Source organism: Peribacillus sp. Bi96, assembly GCF_918698115.1.
GTDB lineage: Bacteria > Bacillota > Bacilli > Bacillales > DSM-1321 > Peribacillus.
This window is the reverse complement of record NZ_CAKKLV010000042.1, coordinates 1-18,601: the sequence shown is the minus strand read 5'-3', so window position 1 is coordinate 18,601 and position 18,601 is coordinate 1. Positions and strand designations below refer to the sequence as shown.

Sequence of the window (18,601 nt, the reverse complement as noted above, 5' to 3'; positions counted from 1 at the left end):
TTCGCCGCTTGCTTCCTTCAGATTCCACGTCACCATGGACACCCTTGCATTAAGCTAACCATTACTACTGCCTTCATGGTTCGGGACTCGCACCCTATAGATTGCACCCATGCCGGGCGCACGAAAAAGCTGCCTTAAAGACAGCTCAGATCTTCAGCTAAAGCACCCGTTAGTTCATTAAGAAAAGCGATTCTTATTAAAGAATCGCGCCCTCTTGTTGAACACTTACTTCACCGTTACATCTGTGATATACCGATTAAGAATAAAGCGAAAACAAAACTAATAAAAGTAAAACCAGCAAGGGGAACCGCAAAGGCTTTGTTGTTCTTAAACTCAAATATTGTAAATAAGGCACCTAAAGCACAAACAATAAACCATATTGGGATAAAAATTAAGTCTGCAACATTAACAGGAAGCATTGTATAAAAACCTGTAATGTATAGTATCCAATTGATAATTAATAGCCCGAATATACAATAAGACCACTTATAAGGAGATGAACCTTTCCCATATTTTCTAACCATTAGTAATGGAAAAACGAAGATAATAACTAATATAGCTCCAAAAAGTCCAATTAAAATCGAAGTTAACCCCAAAAAAAACAATCCTTTCACATTGAATTATTCAATTACTCTGTCTCTTTAGATAGGCATCAGCCCATAAAGAAGCACCCACTTAATTAATTTATTTATTGTTATTATAAAACAACTATTTATTGATTTACAATAAATAATTGTTTTATTTTGATATGTTTGTATCGTTTAACTAATATCCTCTTCTCATTTAATGAATAAAAAAGTATCTCTAAATAGATAGAGATACATTAAAAAATATAGTAGATCTTATACAATCCTCCATAATTTGGCCCTTAATGGAAAAACATGACTGACGTTTAAACAAATTTATACTTAATGTCCCTTAACAGTATTCCTTATGGAACTATCCTGCCCCGTTAGTGCCATAAGAAAGAGAGCTGCCAAAGCAACTCCCTTAATGAAGTAATGCACCTGTTATGCATGCCTGATGGCAGCCTGGTCTTCAACTTAATTGTAGTTCATTATATTTTTTCTAGTTTTTAAATTGATAAGTTCATTTAATCTTTTACCTGCTTTCAATACTTATCAATCGTAGCGCCAATGACGGAGGCGTGAATGAAATCCAGTTTTTGGAAACGTCTGAGCTCCACTGCCGTACCAGTCACGACGGCCCCGTTAAAACGGATTTCCCCTTTTGAAGATTGGGTGTTTTCCTTGATTCCCTTCAGAGCTTCTTTAATAGAGCTTTTATGGCTGTCTGTTTTACTAAGTTGCTCCAACTCGTGAATGAATCCCTGCCCACTTTCTTCAGAATAAGGAACTTCTTGGCTGACATAAAATCCAAAGGCACCGCCACCGCCCTTAGTTTTTAAGTCATCAGAATCCAGCTCCTTTGTCATTCTGTCCATTTGAGCGACAGTTGTTGTATCGACCCATAGCCAATTGACATTTTCATAGCCAAGCTTCTCACCCATCTCTGCTAAAGTCATTGGCTCCTTAAAGGAAAGGGCAACCTCGATTAACGTATTTTTGTCCAAACCAACGGCAGTATCAAGTTCATCTGGTAAATAGTCATAGGACAAACCTGGATAATAAAAATCGATTTTTCTTTCATTATTGAAGTTATTATAACGGATTGTTCGTTGCTCCTTTTCGTTATAAACATTACTTTCAATCATTCCACTTCCTCGTTCAATGGTGTCTATCCTTCCGAACAATGGGATTTTCTCGGTCTTTTTATCCCATACTATTGAACGGTCACCAATGCTTTTATAATATGTAGTTTCTTTTGTTACACTAAATAAATTGTAATTATAGCTGCTATCCCCTAATGATATATTTGCCCCATGAACCATCTCATATATATCATCCTGATGCTCTAGCCGTTTATTGAGGATGTATTGACTGCCTGTGAAAAGAGTGGTCAACAGGATGGTAGTTGTAAGTACAGCAATGATTACATACTTGATTGTCTGCTTCCTTTTTGTTTTTTTGAGGGCCTTTTGTAAGGAAGGCGTGTTGATAAAATCGATTTCTTTCTCTTTTTTTGATTCGTGATTATCGCTCATGGTTAGCCTCCTTATAAATCTTCGCTAATTGTTTCCTGGCTCTGAATAAATTTGTCTTAATAGAACTGATAGGTTTCTCTAATAACTTGGATATCTCTTCATACGATAAGCCTGATTGATACTTTAATAACAAAAGTTCTTGAAAGTGCGGCTTTACCTTTGATAGTGCATACCCAACCTCTCTATTCCTTTCTTTTTCAAGAAAAACCACCTCTGGAAGCTCCTTTTTATCCGTCTCTAAAAGTCCTTCATTTAAATTGAGGTCGTACCGCCGTTGCTTCCGGCACTGATCATAATGAAAATTTAATGATACACGTATCAGCCAACTCCTTATCTTAGAAGTCTGAATCGTATCGTAATAAAGCAGATACTTATAAGCCGTTTCCTGAACAACATCCTCTGCATCGGCTTGTGAAATACCCAATTTCCGCAAGTATCTATATACGATATTAAGCTCTGAATTAAGCTCGTTATTCTTATTTATGTCATCCATCATCGTCCTCCTGCCTACTAGACGTATACCGTAAAGAAAAGTTTACAATTTTAATCACACAAAATAGTTTTTTAGTAAATAGTTTCGAATTTTAGTAAGAATCGTTATGTATCTCTAAAACAACGTTTGATAAAATTAATACAAAAACACCTTGGTAAATGAACAAATAGAAAGAGCATGTCCTGACTAAAAGATAAATCAAAACATGCTCTTAACTATTCAATTGAATGATTCTTTTAAAAGAAGGTTTGATCATTTTCTATACAATTGAACTAAGCACCGGTTAGTTGATTAATATTCTATGTTATAAATTTGTTTATTAACATTCACCCTGAAAAGTGTAAGGTGACGAGGATTTTAGTAATCTTTCTATTCCATCTCTATGGTAAGGCATTAAGTTATTAGCAGTATTTATGTCCACCCATTTAATCTCAGCAATTTCATTCTTGTCTTCAATTGTAATTTCTCCGTCAATAACTTTTGTTCCAAATGTAATCATTAAACCGTGATGTCCCTGCTTTGAAAAAAATGCCTCATTAACCGCAATAATACTTCCTACTTCAATTACTAAACCTGTTTCTTCTCTTGTTTCCCGAATAACGGCCTGTTCTAATGTTTCTCCTATTTCAACTGCCCCACCTGGTAGTGACCAAGTTGAATGCTGATTATTAACCATTAATACTTTTTCTGTTATTTCGTCATAAATTAACGCGTATACAACATCTACTCTCTTCACACCATACCACCTCTTAATTTTCTAATATATATTTTAACACTTTGCTTCAATACACTGCTTTATTGAACTAACCTGCCCCGTTAGTGCCATAAGAAAAGGCTACCTTAAAGACAGCTCTGATCTTCAGCTAACGCACCCGTTAGTTTAAGTACATTTATTCACAAACTTCCTGTTTTCAAAAAAGCTATTCAGTTGGGTTGTTCAACGCTTATTTTTCTTACCCACACGATTCAGAATGCTTTTGTTCAAATTATTGCGTAACTTATCATCCCATCTTTTCGCTTGGTCGGTAAGTTCATTGGCGAATGCTGTCACGTCTTCACCGGTCACTTCCAATACGTCTTTGCCATCTGCCGCACCAGCTTCAAACAAATCAATGAGATCGTACTGGACTCTCAGCATATCCATGCCACTACCAGAGGCGAAACCCCACATATAGTTGCAGATTTTTTTATAGGCTTCTGGGTAGTCGCCTGGCAAATCTTCCACACGCGCCATCATTTCTTTGTATTCTTTTTTGTCGTCAAGTATCTTTTTGATGAAATTTACCATGGTATTTAACCTCCTACCTTATTTTTTATTCGTCCATATTTTCACTTGCTCTTCAACTCTACTCTCAATTTCTTTTTTCAAATCTACTTGCCCTCCTAATATACTCACCGATTCTCCATCTAGTTTTGAGAGAGCCATCAATTCGTCGGCAAATGCCGCCACGTCTTCACCGGTAACATCTAGCACATGCTTGCCTTCTGCTGCACTAGCTTCAAACAGTTCATACAAATTGATGATTTCTTCACCAAATCCATATCCGAAATTCCACATGTACTTTTGAATCTTTTTGAACACAAAGGCGTAATCTTTCGGTAGGGAATTTACTTTTTTCATAAATGCTTTGTATTCCTTCTTGCTTTGTAAATCGCCAATGATTAGCTCTATAAATTTCTTCATATTATTTCTCCCCCTTTAGGATATTAATTTTTAATGAGACAAAATTCCATTTTTCCCAAAAGTGTTCGAGTTCCTTGTGTCCTGCATTATTTAATGAATAAAATTTGCGTGGAGGACCCATTTCAGAACGCTTTTTCTCGATATTCACTAATTCTTTCTTTTCCAGTCGCACCAAAATGGTGTAGACCGTACCCTCAACAACCTCTGTAAAGCCCATTTCATTGAGGCGGCGGGTAATCTCGTAGCCGTAAGTATCTCCCCGGCTGATAATTTCCAGCACACAACCTTCCAACACACCTTTGAGCATTTCTGTTAAATTTTCCATAACATACACCTCCTAAGCTAATAAGTTATATAGATATTCAGTATTGCTAAGTACCAGTATATTGTAATACTATGTAGAGGGGGTGTCAAGTGTGCATTAAAAAAATTATAAATTTAAAAAGATAAAAAAGGATTGGCTGTAAATGCGGAGTAAGAAAAGGTATTCGTGAGCATTATCTATTTAACTGAGGGAGGTCATTAAGAAAGTTTTATTTAGTACTTTTGGATCTATCCCGTAACAATCTTTTCTTGGCCAACCATCCTGCATTCTTGCGGTATCTCTTGGGTACTCTACTCATGAATATGAGTATTGATAACGCTATAAAAAAAAGTTCATACTATAGAAAACAACAAATACAGAGGTGGGATTTATGTATGATTGGATTTACTCGCATTTTATCAATACTTGGATGTTCCCTGTGGTAGTGGTAGGTGTGTGCATAAAAATAGTTGCTATCATTTATAAAATTAAGAACCCTAAAGAAAATACCCCTGAAAAATAGTCTTTTAAAAAAGTACCGTCTAATTGAAATGCATTTATTCAGTTCAGGACGTGACCTTTTTCGAACACTTTATTTTTCATGTCCCTTATTAACAATTATCCCAAACTTGATTTGTATAAAACATAATAAAAAAGGTAGGTTTTATTATACGAATCCTGAGTAATGTAAATAAAGGGTATGTTATACGGCCGTCATTGGGTGTAATATGCATCATTTGAAGGGAGAATAAGTATCTGATTACATACTGGATCATTTTATTGGCTATCGCGGTAGGGGTTGTTTTTATCGCAGAAAAAATGAAACAACCCTATCCTACATTTCTTGTTATTGTTGGTTTGATAATAGGAATCCTACCTATTCCCGGCTTGTCTGAGGTCAAGAATTATGCTGCAACTGATACTGTTTTCCAGACTACAGTTATTGTAATCTTTTTATCAGCTCTATTAGGAGATGCAGCGCTTAAACTTCCAATTGATGAACTAAATCGGAGTAAGAAACCTATCCTATTATTAGCATTTGTTGGAACATTTTTGACGTTTTTAATCGTTTCTTTTCTAATGTACTTTCTACTGAACCTTTCTCTACAACAAGTACTAATCTTCGGAGCATTGATGGCTGCCACCGATCCTGTTTCAGTTCTTAGTATTTTCAAGGCTATGGACTTGAATAAACGGTTATCTATTATTGTCGAAGGAGAAAGTTTAGCGAATGACGGAGTAGCTGTTGTATTATTTAAAATTTCACTTGTGACCACTGTTTTAAGTCTAACAGGCACTTTTGAGGCTTCTATTGAGTTCGTAAAAGTAATCATTGGAGGTATCCTTATCGGTGGAGTATGCGGATTTATTGCTTCCCGTATTACGTCCAAAATCGACAATTATTTGGTGGAAATCGGACTTTCCATGGTTCTCTTTTACGGTGCTTTTGATCTTGGGGAACATTTTCATGTTTCAGGTGTGATCGCAGTCGTGACAGCTGGTTTAATCCTCGGGACATATGGAAAAAATATCGGGATGTCTGACCTGACACATGAGAAAATGGATTCCTTTTGGGAAATTGTTGCCTTCCTCTCGAATACACTCATTTTCTTATTGGTGGGGTTAGAAGTCAGTAGTATTAATTTTCTAGATAAAGGATGGTTAATTATTGGGAGTATTCTAATCGTACTCTTGGCTCGGTTTGTAGCCGTTTATTTCAGTCTTGCTTTTGATAAAACCATCCCTACTTCCTGGAAGCATGTAATTGCCTGGGGAGGATTAAAAGGATCTCTTTCTATTGCTCTTATTTTAAGTGTTACAACGGAGTTTGAAGGGCGTGAGCTGCTTTTATCTATGACTTTTAGTAATGTTGTATTTTCACTATTAGTTCAGGGAACGACACTCAAAAAAGTAGTAGCTTTAGTCGGCGTGAGATAAATATTTTTTGGATAAAAAGATAAGATATATAATAAACGTTTAACTACAGTAATTTAGGAGAAAATGGTTATGTTATTTCCTTTTTATGGTGGGTCTATCCATGGGATTAATTCCAAAATTATCTCCTATTAGTCGTGCACTCATTATTTTCAAAATGTTTACAGAGAGAATTAGACCGCTGACATAGCGCTAGATTTACTGCGAAACTCCCTATCAGACCTATTTTGAATATAATTATGTTAAGAAGCTGATCTTCAGCTCCTTTTATATTAGGCAGGCTAGTGGAAGAAGTCACAAAGAAAGAGAACATAATAATTATATGCTCTTTTGACTTATCATTTGAATAAATTGCAATTGCAAGCACCATTGTCAGAGGTCCCATTCTAACACCAACTGCGGAGAAATTATTGTACAGTTCGTGGGAATCATATTACCATTTTATGAACTTATGTCTTTTAGACCTTAAATTCAGGTGATGATATTATATTTTGTTTTTTAGAAGAAAAATTTTAATAATGGATTCTTTTTCTTATCCGTTATCCTTAACTCATTCATTATTAGTTTATCCTCGTTGTCTGCTATCCATTTCTTTAGCGCATTTTTATCCTGACATTGGGTTAGGTATGTTTGCCCACCTTTACCTACAGCGTTAATAACATATCTATAAGATGTTTTCTCCATATTTTCCTGCCCTTTTTATTTATTTTATTAAAACTCCAATAATTTAATTAATAATGTAAAGAAATACGACCTTTTAAGCATCTATAAAATAGTAATATTTAAAAACGTTCCAAAAAACTACGCTGGAATTTATCGAACTTATCATAAAGTCTTATCTAGTTTTAGTCAATATTTTTTAAATCGGTTCACAAAACCGTAACAATAGTATGAATTGCTAAAAAATATTTTAAAAAAAGCAAACAACTTCTGGTGATTTTTAGAGACACTGGGGTTTACAACTAATACCTGATAGGAGTAAGATACTTTTCATAAACAATAAATCGGCCTAATTTCAAGTAAATGAATACGGAGGACCCAGTCATTTGGGGTTAATTCTGCTTTGATTTGCAGAAGGGATGAGAAAAAAGCTCTTTCGCCATCCTACCCGTCAGCTAACTTCGTCGGCTAAAGCGAAGGAGGTCGTAAGACCACCTATATTCAGTGGGCTTTTTTTGTGCTTTTTTGTGACAAAATAGCAACCTGATGTATACGTAGGTCTTTTTATTATGCATATAAATATAAATCAATTTATGTAACCACGCGTGTTTCTACTACCAAGGAATGGGTAATACCGATTTGTTGTATACATAGGAAAAGTGTCTGCTTTTGTTTACAAGAAGGTGAGTAATGTTCTATTGAGTTATTTTCAAGGTGAAGGTGAATGTGAATGAAACAAAGGTGAAATACTAACCAAATGTCAAAGAGTCCCTAGTAGTTTGTATTAGGGCGTTTAAATGTAAATATGTTTGTTGCATTTCTTCCACCCATAATAATTTATTTATAGTTAGGATGATGATTAAATTTGAAAAAAGTAAAAGAATTTTTAGATCCCCCAAAAATTCTTGTAATGGGCTTTGCCGCCTTGATACTTATTGGTTCATATTTGTTAACTCTCCCTATCTCCACTGAAGATGGGAATGGTCTTTCTTTTCTAAATGCTTTATTTACCTCTACCTCTGCTACTTGTGTGACAGGGCTTGTCGTAGTTGATACGGAAACGACATTTACCAAGTTTGGAGAGTTAGTAATTTTATCACTCATTCAAGTGGGTGGCCTAGGCTTTATGACATTTGCAACATTTTTCTTCTTCTTATTAGGCAAAAGAATCTCATTAAAAAGCAGATTGTTGTTGCAAGAATCCTTAAATAACTTATCTATGGCAGGTGTAGTTAGGTTAGTAAAAAGGATTTTGATTTTCACTGCAGTCATTGAAATCCTAGGTTCCATTATATTATCTATTCGTTTTTCTTTCGATATGCCAATTGGTAAAGCAATCTATTATGGCGTTTTTCATTCGATATCTAATTTCAATAATGCGGGTTTTGACTTGATGGGAGAGTTTAGGAGTCTGACACCATATGCAGCAGATCCTATCGTAACCCTTACTGTGGCTGCCCTAATAACATTAGGTGGAATTGGCTTTATCGTTATGAATGAACTATACGAATACCGTGATACCCATCGCTTATCCGTTCATACAAAAATTGTATTGATGACTAGCTTAATCCTTACAATAGGAGGGGCCATTTTAATATTCATATTTGAATATGGAAATGACAAAACGTTACAGCCTTTATCCTACGCTGGAAAAGTATTGTCTTCATTGTTTCAATCTGTTACTCCGAGAACAGCAGGATCTAATACCTTAAACATTCCGGACTTAACACAACCTACTTTGTTGCTTATCATCTTCTTAATGTTCGTTGGGGCTTCTCCTGGGTCGACTGGTGGCGGGATTAAAACCACTACATTAGCCACCCTAATAGGAACTGTTTGGTCTCAGATTAAAGGGAAAGAAGATGTCGTTTTGTTTCGTCGCCGCATTGTTATTGAAACAATATTTAAAGCATTAACAGTTACTGTAATTGGGTTATTTGTAATATTAACGATTACTATGTTGTTGACCATCACAGAAAGTGGAAGAGATTTCTTAATGATATTATTTGAAGCTACTTCGGCATTTGCTACTGTTGGCCTTTCAATGGGTTTAACCCCAGAATTATCTCCTATCGGCCGAATACTCATTATTTTCACAATGTTTGCAGGTAGATTGGGGCCTTTAACTATTGCTTTCGCTATTGCCATGAGGCGTAAACCAGATCCATTACGGAATCCAAAAGGCAAAATCATGATTGGTTAATAATAAATGAAGGGGTGAAATGAATGTCTAAACGACAATATGCTGTAATCGGTTTAGGAAGATTCGGAACGAGTGTAGCTCTTAGGTTACATACAGCAGGACAAGAGGTCTTGGGAATTGATATAAATGAGGAGAGAGTTGAGGATGCGGAATTGAGCGTTACCCATGCAGTCATAGCAGATACCACTGAAGAAGAGACATTGAAATCCATCGGAATTCGGAATTTCGATTGTGTCATCGTAGCCATCGGAAATGATATGCAATCAAGCATTTTAACTACATTGCTCTTAAAGGAATTAGGAATAAAAAAGGTTATTGCAAAAGCTCTTAATAAAAACCATGGACAAGTGTTAAATAAAGTAGGCGCTGATTGGGTTATCTATCCGGAAAGAGATATGGGTGAACGGGTGGCAAATCAACTCCTATCTCCTAAAATGCTGAATTATATAGAACTCTCTAAAGAATACAATATAGAGGAAATCATGATCCCCGCGAGCATGACAGAAAAAAGTCTCAGGGAGCTTGATTTACGAGCAAAATATAATATAAGTGTTATTGCCATCGTTAGTAATGGTGAGATTATTATCTCTCCATCTCCTGATTACGTTATCCACGAAGGAGATATGCTCCTGATGATTGGTAATAAAGAGGATCTAGCCATGTTTGCAAATATAGATTAATACTAGTGGCGTCCGAAACGTCCGTTTACGAATTTTATCCGAAACAACGGGTCCCTGCTATCCTGATTGTCTAAACACTTACTCAGAAAAGTTTCGGCTTAAGATAAGAAAAGAAATAAGGATATAGTCTGGTTCCGGGGCAATAGCTCCGTAAAACCCATCGGCTTGCAACAGCCCGATGCCTTCAGCTGTATAGGATTATCCTTTGCAGTAGAAACCAGTAAAGCCAGCAAATACATTATTTGTGAGAAATGATCTAATCTCGGTCATCCAATCAAAAAATAAGACAATCCCCATAATAATTGTTAAATAACCACAAAATTGAGTTGTTTTGTGGTTATATTTTTTATCCATTCTGATTTTCCTATAAAAAATGACATTGTTAAGAACGGTATGGAAAACCCTGTAGACAAACCAAGGGTTACAACGGCCCCTAATATTGGTCCTATGCAAGGAGTTCAACCAGCAGCAAAGGATCGATCATTTATTGTGTTCTTTAATCAACTAAACCAGCTAATAGGATGTCAATATCTTTCTCTAAAATTTTCATTTCCCTTATGATATACTATTTTTGTTCATGACAAATAACCCTCCAAAACCCTTTTGGAAGGATTTTTCTCTGTTTCATAAAACCGTTAATCAGGATAAATCTAGGAATGCTTCTTTTCTCTTTAATAAAGCGTAAACCCAATGAAGAAGTTTATTCATACAGGCAACGATCGCCACTTTGGCTGGCTTTCCTTCCGATTTTTTCTTATCAAAGAAAGCTTTAAGCTTTTTGTTCCTTGAACTCCTTATGCCGCATAGCACGGCAAGATACAGAGAATGACGTAGTCTGCTCGAACCTCTTTTTGTCATACGATTAATGGTTGCCGTAAACTTACCCGATGAGTGAACACTTGGATCTACTCCAGCGAAGGCAACCAGTTTTTTCGGATTATTAAACCGATCGATTTCACCAATTTCAGAGATAATCGTGGCTGCGATTTTTTCTCCGATACCCGGAATCGATTGGATGATCTTATATTCTTCCAGTTCATTTGCCAGGGCCACTATACGATCTTCCAAATCAGAAAGGTGTCCCTGGTAATGAAAAAGCAACTCAATATACATACGAAGATTGATTACGTGACTTTCATACACGCTTCTACTTTCTCCGGCTGTTAATACCGCCTCTGAAGTAGGATATTCCTTTAACATCAATAAAGAAACCTTCGAATATAGATCCCCAAAAACCTTCCGGTATTCAGGAAACACTTGATCTAAAATGGTGTGAAACTGAAGTTTAGCTTCCACATACATATTCGTTACGATTTCCTGTTTTCTGGACAAATTCCGAAGGTCTAATAGCTGAATTCCTCTAATTTTATGAGGTTCTAAATCCTCTTTGTAATACAGCACACACAACTGGTACGCATCGATAGCGTCTGTTTTTACCTTCCGTAAACTGGACTTCTTTGCCTGATAAGAAATAATCGGATTTAGTAAGATATATAGAATCCCTTGATCCTCCAGGTATTGAATAACGGGAGAATGGTAATGCCCTGTAGATTCTAAAATGACCATAGGCATCTGCCCTGTCACCTCTTCAATTTCTTTTAGAAATTCTAAAAAATGATCTAACTCCTCTTTGATATGCTTCATTGAAAAGCTCTTCCCATACGGTTTAGATTGATCTAAAAATGCCTGAACTTGGCTCTCTCCTTTTGCCACATCCAGACCAACAACTGGATTCATTATCTTTACCTCCTCTACTTATTAACCAGTACCCCTAGTCCTCCATGTAGTGTCATAGCTTCGCTTGTTATACGAGATCTACGTCCCACCAGCCTCAAACATGTTTCTACAAGTAGGGGGCGGACAGTTTAGTTCACGGGATCAAGTCCCACGCACCCGTACGTCCTACCCTGGCTACTGATATAATAGATTCTATTAAAAAAAGGTCAACCAGTAAAAACTGGCTAACCTTATAATACGAACGCACCCGTTAGTTCATTAAGAAAAGCGATTCTTATTAAAGAATCGCGCCCTTTTATTGAATATCACTATTTATCTTTTAATTATTAATACAAAGTATCTATGTAATAAATGGAATTCAGTTGTTTGACTAAATATCACTAGGTAAGGTAGCCGAATTGTTGATAGTTCATCATACTTTAAGTTGATGGACTTATCAGCTTTACATATTTTCTATTCGTTATTTTTCAAGTAAACTTTTAATTGCTTTCCAATTTTAATTCTTCTTTGATTGACTATTTTTTCACGCTGACTTTCAGCATCAATCCAATCTATGCAGCATTAACATCTGCATAGAGTATCTTTTTTTATTAAGACTTATTCATGATCATAGTAGCTCTTTCTGCCTTGTATGTAAGTGTTGGCAAGGTCCAATGCTTTTTGAACGGCACCAATTCGGTTATAGAAGTGGAAGAGTTTTTTTTCGTAGTGTTCAATAAACATGGTGAAGCCCATATTTTTAAAAAGAGGAAGGGCTGTAGTCTCAATAAAATGATAGTAATCGTCTTCTTCATGATTAAGCTGATAAAGGTGTAATTCAAAAAAAATCCAGTTATACGATTTTGTCGATTTTGCTATTCTTAGGCCTTTATGTGCTAATTCCAATAAAATCTCGAATGAAAGTAGTTTTCCTTTATAACAAGTATTAATATAACCATCTAATGCAGTTAAATAATGAGGAACCTTCTCATCAATTAGTTCCATGGCTTCTTTGTATAGTTCGGATGCTTCTTTGTATTTTTTTCTTCTGTAAAGTTCAAATGCAAGATTATTAAGGAGCTTTGATTTACGGTCTATTTCATTAATGGTATCACAGGTACGTATTAATTGTTCGTACCTTTCTTTCGTCTCCTCATAATCATGAAGCTCCTTTGCATTTAATTGTAATAACATGATCGTTTCTGTATCAATTATTCGGATGACATTTAACGTTTTTTGAAAATAGTCAAGAACTTTCTCTGCATAATAATACGATATTATATTAGAATGAATAAGGTGATAGGCTAGTGCCAAATGGTAATAATATTCAAATTGATTATATTGACTTTGATCAATCGATGTTAAAATTTGAATACAATCTCGATACTGTCCGTTGTAAAAATAATACATACCTAGAACATGCTTTAACATATTGCGGTCTTGCGGAGAAAAAGATGATTCATTTTTTTGCAGGTTTTGAATAATTAATAATGCTGTTTCTAATTGATAATTAGATAAATAATACCTTGCAGAGAGTAATTGATAGAAAACTTGAAAATCTGGCAATTGAATCAGTGTTTCTTTTTCGATTTCATCTTTTAAAATTTCTGATTCTTTGCTTTGTTGCAAAACGAACGTGTCGTGCCATAACTTTAGTTTCTGTTGAAGATTATGATACCGCACAAATTCATCATCAAGACAGATATTCAATCTTTGGGATAATAAGTGAGTAATTTCCCCTGAGTAAGCTGTTTCCCCTCGTTCTATCTTACTAAGATGTGTAGCCGAACAAATTCCTCCACAAAGCTGCCCCTGAGTCAACCCTGCTTTTTCACGATAAAACTTGATAAGTTTCCCCTCAATCATATCTGCACCTCTAGATTGTAATTTTATCTACTATATATAGAAAAAATGAATATATAATCTATATATTCTAGTAAAATTAAGAAAAGCGCAAGGCTACTTTAATAGCTTCCCTCTATTTATTAGCTTTTTCAATATTCACTCTTATTTCCCATTTTTACGAATTCCCAATCTACTTCAATATTTTATTCTGAAGAAAATCCAAATAACGCAACCTTCTTTAAAAATACTTTTAGAAAAATTTTATACTTTCTTAAAAAGTTAAAACACGATGAAGCTAAGCTTTCATCGTGTTTTTTAATCGTTATGGCTGTATTCCCAACTCAACTAAAATTGATTCTAATGTCTTACCTTTATACATTTTCTTTGGTTTTGGAGCATTATCGACATGCTCATTTTGCTTGAGATAGTTTGTTTGAACATATTTCATATCTTTAGCATCAACTATTCCATCAAAGGTGATATCCGCTGCACGCTTCTTTGTTTTCCATGCATTTTGAATTTCAATCGCATCTAGAACATCAATGACATTGTCTTGGTTTACATCACCTGCAGTAATATCAAGGGCAGGTATCAGGCGATTTTGACCGTATAACTCACCATTGTGCTCAAAACCTATACCAGAATTTAGTTTTTCTTTCGTGACAAAGTGGCCTGGGACTTTCATTTCAATCGTGAAGGCATTTGTGCTTAACGGCAGCTTGTTGAATACATATTGTCCATCTTCTTCTACCGTTGATGTCGCATCGAACTCATTTCCTTCTGAATCAAAGATTTTCACTGTACCGCCAACCTTGCTCCAATCCCTTTTCTCTGTAACAGTACCATCTTCATTTTTAAATCCTTGTGGAGTGACATAACCTCTAGCCTTTGAGAATTGAGGGTTAACCTTCCAACTTAAATCAGATTTTAACACACTGCTTGTCTGATTATTAGCATCCGTTACGCTCACAATTGGATTAATGGCTGCTCCAAGGATATATTGATCATCCTGAACCTTTAAGGTAACCTCAACGACTTTTGCATGGTCTAATGCTTTACTCTCTTCATTAAATTGGACAGTAACGACATTGTCTTTAATCGTTAAAGAGGCTTTGTCCGAGAATTCGCTGTGAAGCTTGGCATCAACTAACTCTACATTATATAAACCACTGTCATAGCCTCCGTCACCATTAAAGTTCCATTCCGCCTTTGACGCTGCGTTAAGGTTATCTAATGATAGCGTTGCTTTTACCGTATCGCCTGTTTTCACCTCATATTTTTCGCCAATAGCATACGCGACAGGTGTACCTTCTTTTACAAAGTAATATTGCTTTGTAGCTGGTTTGTTTCCCGCCATATCATATCCATTCATGCGGAATCGAAGTGCTGGGATGGATTCATCCATGGCGATTTCTTCAACAAACTTTCCATCTTTATCCATTGGAATTGGCGTAGAAGGGAAACCCGATTGACCCCAGTAAAACACCATCGAGTTCGATGATTGATTGATATTTACGCCCAATTTCTTTAGTTCGTCAACGGTTGGATCTGTGATTTGAATTTCGAATGGATATGTTTCTTGACCTGGTTTATATTCAATAAATGGAGATTTTCCATCAAGTGAACTTTTGAAGCTCGGTGCATCGAGATCGATGAACAAATGCTGCGTTTCAGTTGTAACCTTCCCGGAAGTACCTGTACCAATGAATTTCAACTTGTAATGTCCCGGTTGCACATAACTTGCTTCTTCCGAAATGGGCTGTTTTGAGTTTCCTGTAAACTCATAATAAGTTCCATTAAATGCATTTAATCCATAATCTACATTGTCATAAGCGTTTTCTAAATTTATTGTTCCGACCAACCCGAGGTCCTTTCCTGTTTTGACATCTTGAAGAACGACATCCATTTTTTCCATTGGTGCACGAAGGTTAAAATTAGCAAATACAAATGGAGTACGCATAGGATCCCATGCTACTTGGTTTAAATAACTTGGGGAATAGGCAGGATTTAGTAGTTCAACCTTATTAAACCCATCTTCCATTGTTCGGAAACTGAAAGGAATCCGATACTGCTCTGATGAATTCGCATTGTTTGTTAATGTAATATTGCCTTCGTAAATTCCATCCTTTGCTTTCTTAGGAATAAGCAAACGTGCTGTTACTTTTTTGAAGTCTTCACCTTTTACGGAAATTTTGCTTGGAATATCCAGATCCACTCCGTTTTCCTTCAAGCTATTTGAACCATTCGTTTCAGTTACAGTGACACTGAATGTTTTGTTTACTTTATCATTATTTTCAATAGTGATTGATTTTTTTAGATTTAGCTTTTTATCTGCATAGTGAACATCAAAGCTGAGTCCGCCCGTCAATTCTTTTACCTTGATTAATTCCTCAGCACCTGGAACAAATGTTTTATCGTTAATTTTGAAGCTTGTTCCACTATACACAGCTTGGTATGGATCAACTCTTCCTGCTCCAACTTCAAATACACTGTAGTCTCCGTTGAGAGGATCTGCCGTATTCATTAGAACGGCTTTAATATCTTCCGGCTCTAATTGCGGATTCGCTTGAAGCATGAGTGCTGCAATCCCCGCTGTATGAGGAGTAGCCATAGATGTTCCAGAATATCTTGAATATGCATATTGATAGTTTTCCTGATGTTCAGCGTCCACCATATAAGAAGGGATTGTTGAGAGAACACTTACTCCCGGTGCCGTCACTTCTGGCTTCATATCGTATGTTTCTCTTGCCGGGCCTCTTGAGCTAAAGTCCGCTAAGTGGTCACCTTCTGTCTTTTTATCCGCGTATTTGGAGAAAGTAAAATTCGCTTCACCTGCTTGAATCTGTGCTTTAATGCTTTCTCCCGCTTCTTTTGTTAAAGAAAATGACGGCACAAAGTCAACGGACTCACCAAGATTTGCATTAATCTGCCCTTCCACATTGTTATAAAGAAGAACGGCGGCTGCTCCATTTTTTTTCGCATTGCTGACCTTTTCCGCTAAGGCGAATTCTCCGCGTTCCACAAGTGCAATTTTCCCTTTTACATCCTTGCCGGAATAATCAGAGCCATTTCCTAAACCGACATTCACTACCTCATAGGATTTTCCTTCCCATTCTTTTAATTGATCTGAATAGTGGCGTGCCAAACTAACAAGTTCGATCGAATCTTTATTTCCGATTTTCCCATTGAAAGTAGAAACCGCCATCGGCACATCACTCGCCCCGACTGTCAAAGCAAGTGCTGCTGAGCCAGGTGAACCTAATGTATAATCATCTGATCCTGCATTTCCAGCTGCTACAACTGCTGTTACATCATTAAGGACAGCATAGTTAATGGCAGTACTGGTTGGATCATAAGGATCATTGATGTCCGATCCGAGGGAAAGGTTGATAACATCCATGCCATCGTTTACAGCTTTTTCTATACCTGCAATGACCCCTTCAGATGATCCTGAGCCATATGGTCCAAGAACACGATACGAATATAAATCCACATCAGGAGCCACACCTTTCACAGAAACCTCTGCATTCGTTCCTTGTCCAGCAATGGTACCTGCGACATGTGTTCCATGGGAAGTATAATAGGAAGAACCGGACCAGCTAAATTCTGGTTGCCCCGACGCTTTCCAATCCTTGTACGTTGACTCCATTGGATCATTATCTTGATCAACTAAATCGTAACCGCCCTTATAGGCATCCTTCAAATCAGGGTGGTTGTAATCAATCCCTGTATCAAGAACCCCAACTTTGATTCCTTTTCCTGTAATACCTTCATTGTGCAGCTGGTCAATTTTTAAATATGGAATACTTTCAACGGATGTACCAGGGGCTGATTTCTCTCCCATGGCGATCGGATCGACCTTAAATTCTACATCTTTATATACTGCTTTTACGACTTCGGATTGTAAAAGCTGCTCTACCTGATTAGCTGGCAGCTTCATAGCTACCCCGTTATAAACGGTCTTAAAGGTAGAAGTGATTTTATGACCTGTTTTCTTGCTTCTAAGATTAGTAGATGGAAGAATCGATTGCATGTCTTTATTAAACTGAGCATGTTCCTTTTCTACTTGATCATCCGCTTGTTTTTTAGAAAGCTCCTTTCCTTTTACATTCGCATCCAAGACTGCAACTTTTCCCGGCTTTGATTTAAACTGGACGATGACCGAGATTTCTTTATCCTTTTTTAACTCTTCCATTTTAAATCCTTGCAATCCGACATTATCTGTCATTTCAAGTTTATTTAACGCTTTTCGTTGTTCACTTGTCAACGAAGCCAAGACGTCTTCTGCCTTTATGTTCGCTGCATTTGCATAAGGAATGAAAGGCGTGTTTGCTGATGATAGCAGCAAGCCAGCTGACAGCGTAATCGCCGCTGTTCGTTTAATGAATGAATGAATTTTCATATGTTCCCTACTTTCTTAGTTAAATAGAAGATTTCCGAAAAAATATCCCTTTCTAAAAATTTAAAATATTCTATAATAAGATTAATTGCCTTTCTATTTAATTTCAATTGGTTTAATTTTACATTACTTTCTACCTGCTTTTTTCTTTTAGATGCTCTAAAAAAGTATTATTCCTGCGAAAATTAGTGAAAAAGACTTAAATTCATTTTTATAAATTGGGGTTTTCTTTAGTAAAATAAGAAAATATGAATTCCATTGAGTGAGTTGAGGAGGGGAAGGTCTATACTTAAGTTGCAGCAAAAAGGTTAATTACCAAAAATATCCAAAATAACTCCCAAGTGTTATTCTATTATCTGGCCCAATTGTTGAACTAACCTGCCATTAGCTACATAAGAAAAAGAGCTGCCGAAGCAACTCCCTTTTTGAAGTAACGCACCCGTTAGTTCAATAAATCGAGTAGGAGGAGGCGCCTAGCCTCCGACCTCTCACACCACCGTACGTACCGTTCGGTATACGGCGGTTCAGTTTAAGTCTGACGTAGTTTTGTATATCGTTCATATAGATTTACTAACCCT

14 protein-coding genes and 1 riboswitch are annotated in these 18,601 nt (G+C 36.3%); of the genes, 3 read left to right on the top strand and 11 right to left on the bottom strand.

Annotated elements, in window-relative coordinates; all coding sequences use genetic code 11:
• Window positions 1-236: 236 nt before the first annotated feature.
• The 7 genes from LQ203_RS26180 to LQ203_RS26150 all read right to left on the bottom strand — a co-directional run bounded on the left by LQ203_RS26180 (window position 237) and on the right by LQ203_RS26150 (window position 4,606).
• Window positions 237-596 (bottom strand): hypothetical protein, encoded by a 360-nt coding sequence (locus LQ203_RS26180; RefSeq protein ID WP_230162730.1) that lies wholly within the window; start codon window positions 594-596, stop codon window positions 237-239.
• Window positions 597-1,111: 515 nt separating this feature from the next.
• Complete coding sequence (locus LQ203_RS26175) at window positions 1,112-2,104, bottom strand: anti sigma factor C-terminal domain-containing protein (protein ID WP_230162728.1); 993 nt, start codon at window positions 2,102-2,104, stop codon at window positions 1,112-1,114.
• On the bottom strand, window positions 2,094-2,597 hold the full coding sequence (locus LQ203_RS26170; RefSeq protein ID WP_230162726.1) for an RNA polymerase sigma factor: 504 nt from the start codon (window positions 2,595-2,597) through the stop codon (window positions 2,094-2,096). Before LQ203_RS26170 ends, LQ203_RS26175 begins: the two co-directional genes overlap by 11 nt.
• Window positions 2,598-2,916: 319 nt before the next feature.
• The gene (locus LQ203_RS26165) at window positions 2,917-3,333 is read right to left on the bottom strand and encodes an NUDIX hydrolase (RefSeq protein ID WP_230162725.1); all 417 of its coding nucleotides are present in this window, start codon (window positions 3,331-3,333) and stop codon (window positions 2,917-2,919) included.
• Between the two features lie 201 nt (window positions 3,334-3,534).
• Window positions 3,535-3,885: a DUF1048 domain-containing protein gene (locus LQ203_RS26160; RefSeq protein WP_230162723.1), complete on the bottom strand. Its 351-nt coding sequence runs from the start codon at window positions 3,883-3,885 to the stop codon at window positions 3,535-3,537.
• An 18-nt stretch (window positions 3,886-3,903) separates the two neighbouring features.
• Complete coding sequence (locus LQ203_RS26155) at window positions 3,904-4,281, bottom strand: DUF1048 domain-containing protein (protein ID WP_356715558.1); 378 nt, start codon at window positions 4,279-4,281, stop codon at window positions 3,904-3,906.
• A gap of 1 nt (window position 4,282) precedes the next feature.
• Window positions 4,283-4,606, bottom strand: a complete 324-nt coding sequence (locus tag LQ203_RS26150) for a PadR family transcriptional regulator (RefSeq protein WP_230162721.1) — start codon at window positions 4,604-4,606, stop codon at window positions 4,283-4,285.
• A 759-nt stretch (window positions 4,607-5,365) separates the two neighbouring features.
• Here LQ203_RS26150 and LQ203_RS26145 point away from each other — a divergent pair.
• Window positions 5,366-6,523 carry a cation:proton antiporter gene (locus LQ203_RS26145; protein ID WP_230162719.1) on the top strand — a complete coding sequence of 386 codons (1,158 nt, stop codon included), beginning with the start codon at window positions 5,366-5,368 and terminating at the stop codon, window positions 6,521-6,523.
• A 495-nt stretch (window positions 6,524-7,018) separates the two neighbouring features.
• Here LQ203_RS26145 and LQ203_RS26140 read toward each other — a convergent pair whose 3' ends face one another.
• Complete coding sequence (locus LQ203_RS26140; RefSeq protein ID WP_230162717.1) at window positions 7,019-7,204, bottom strand: hypothetical protein; 186 nt, start codon at window positions 7,202-7,204, stop codon at window positions 7,019-7,021.
• Between the two features lie 312 nt (window positions 7,205-7,516).
• Window positions 7,517-7,665, top strand: a riboswitch (cyclic di-AMP (ydaO/yuaA leader).
• Between the two features lie 380 nt (window positions 7,666-8,045).
• On the opposite strand from LQ203_RS26140, the gene LQ203_RS26135 reads away from it, so the two are divergent.
• Together LQ203_RS26135 and LQ203_RS26130 are read left to right on the top strand one after the other, a co-directional pair.
• Window positions 8,046-9,383 (top strand): TrkH family potassium uptake protein, encoded by a 1,338-nt coding sequence (locus LQ203_RS26135; RefSeq protein WP_230162715.1) that lies wholly within the window; start codon window positions 8,046-8,048, stop codon window positions 9,381-9,383.
• 23 nt (window positions 9,384-9,406) lie between these two features.
• On the top strand, window positions 9,407-10,063 hold the full coding sequence (locus LQ203_RS26130) for a TrkA family potassium uptake protein (RefSeq protein WP_230162713.1): 657 nt from the start codon (window positions 9,407-9,409) through the stop codon (window positions 10,061-10,063).
• 639 nt (window positions 10,064-10,702) lie between these two features.
• On the opposite strand, the gene LQ203_RS26125 is transcribed toward LQ203_RS26130, so the two are convergent.
• The 3 genes from LQ203_RS26125 to LQ203_RS26115 all read right to left on the bottom strand — a co-directional run bounded on the left by LQ203_RS26125 (window position 10,703) and on the right by LQ203_RS26115 (window position 18,026).
• Window positions 10,703-11,800: an IS110 family transposase gene (locus LQ203_RS26125; RefSeq protein WP_230162711.1), complete on the bottom strand. Its 1,098-nt coding sequence runs from the start codon at window positions 11,798-11,800 to the stop codon at window positions 10,703-10,705.
• A 597-nt stretch (window positions 11,801-12,397) separates the two neighbouring features.
• On the bottom strand, window positions 12,398-13,645 hold the full coding sequence (locus LQ203_RS26120) for a transcriptional regulator (RefSeq protein ID WP_230162709.1): 1,248 nt from the start codon (window positions 13,643-13,645) through the stop codon (window positions 12,398-12,400).
• Window positions 13,646-13,946: 301 nt separating this feature from the next.
• On the bottom strand, window positions 13,947-18,026 hold the full coding sequence (locus tag LQ203_RS26115; RefSeq protein WP_230162708.1) for a S8 family serine peptidase: 4,080 nt from the start codon (window positions 18,024-18,026) through the stop codon (window positions 13,947-13,949).
• Between the last annotated feature and the right edge of the window lie 575 nt (window positions 18,027-18,601).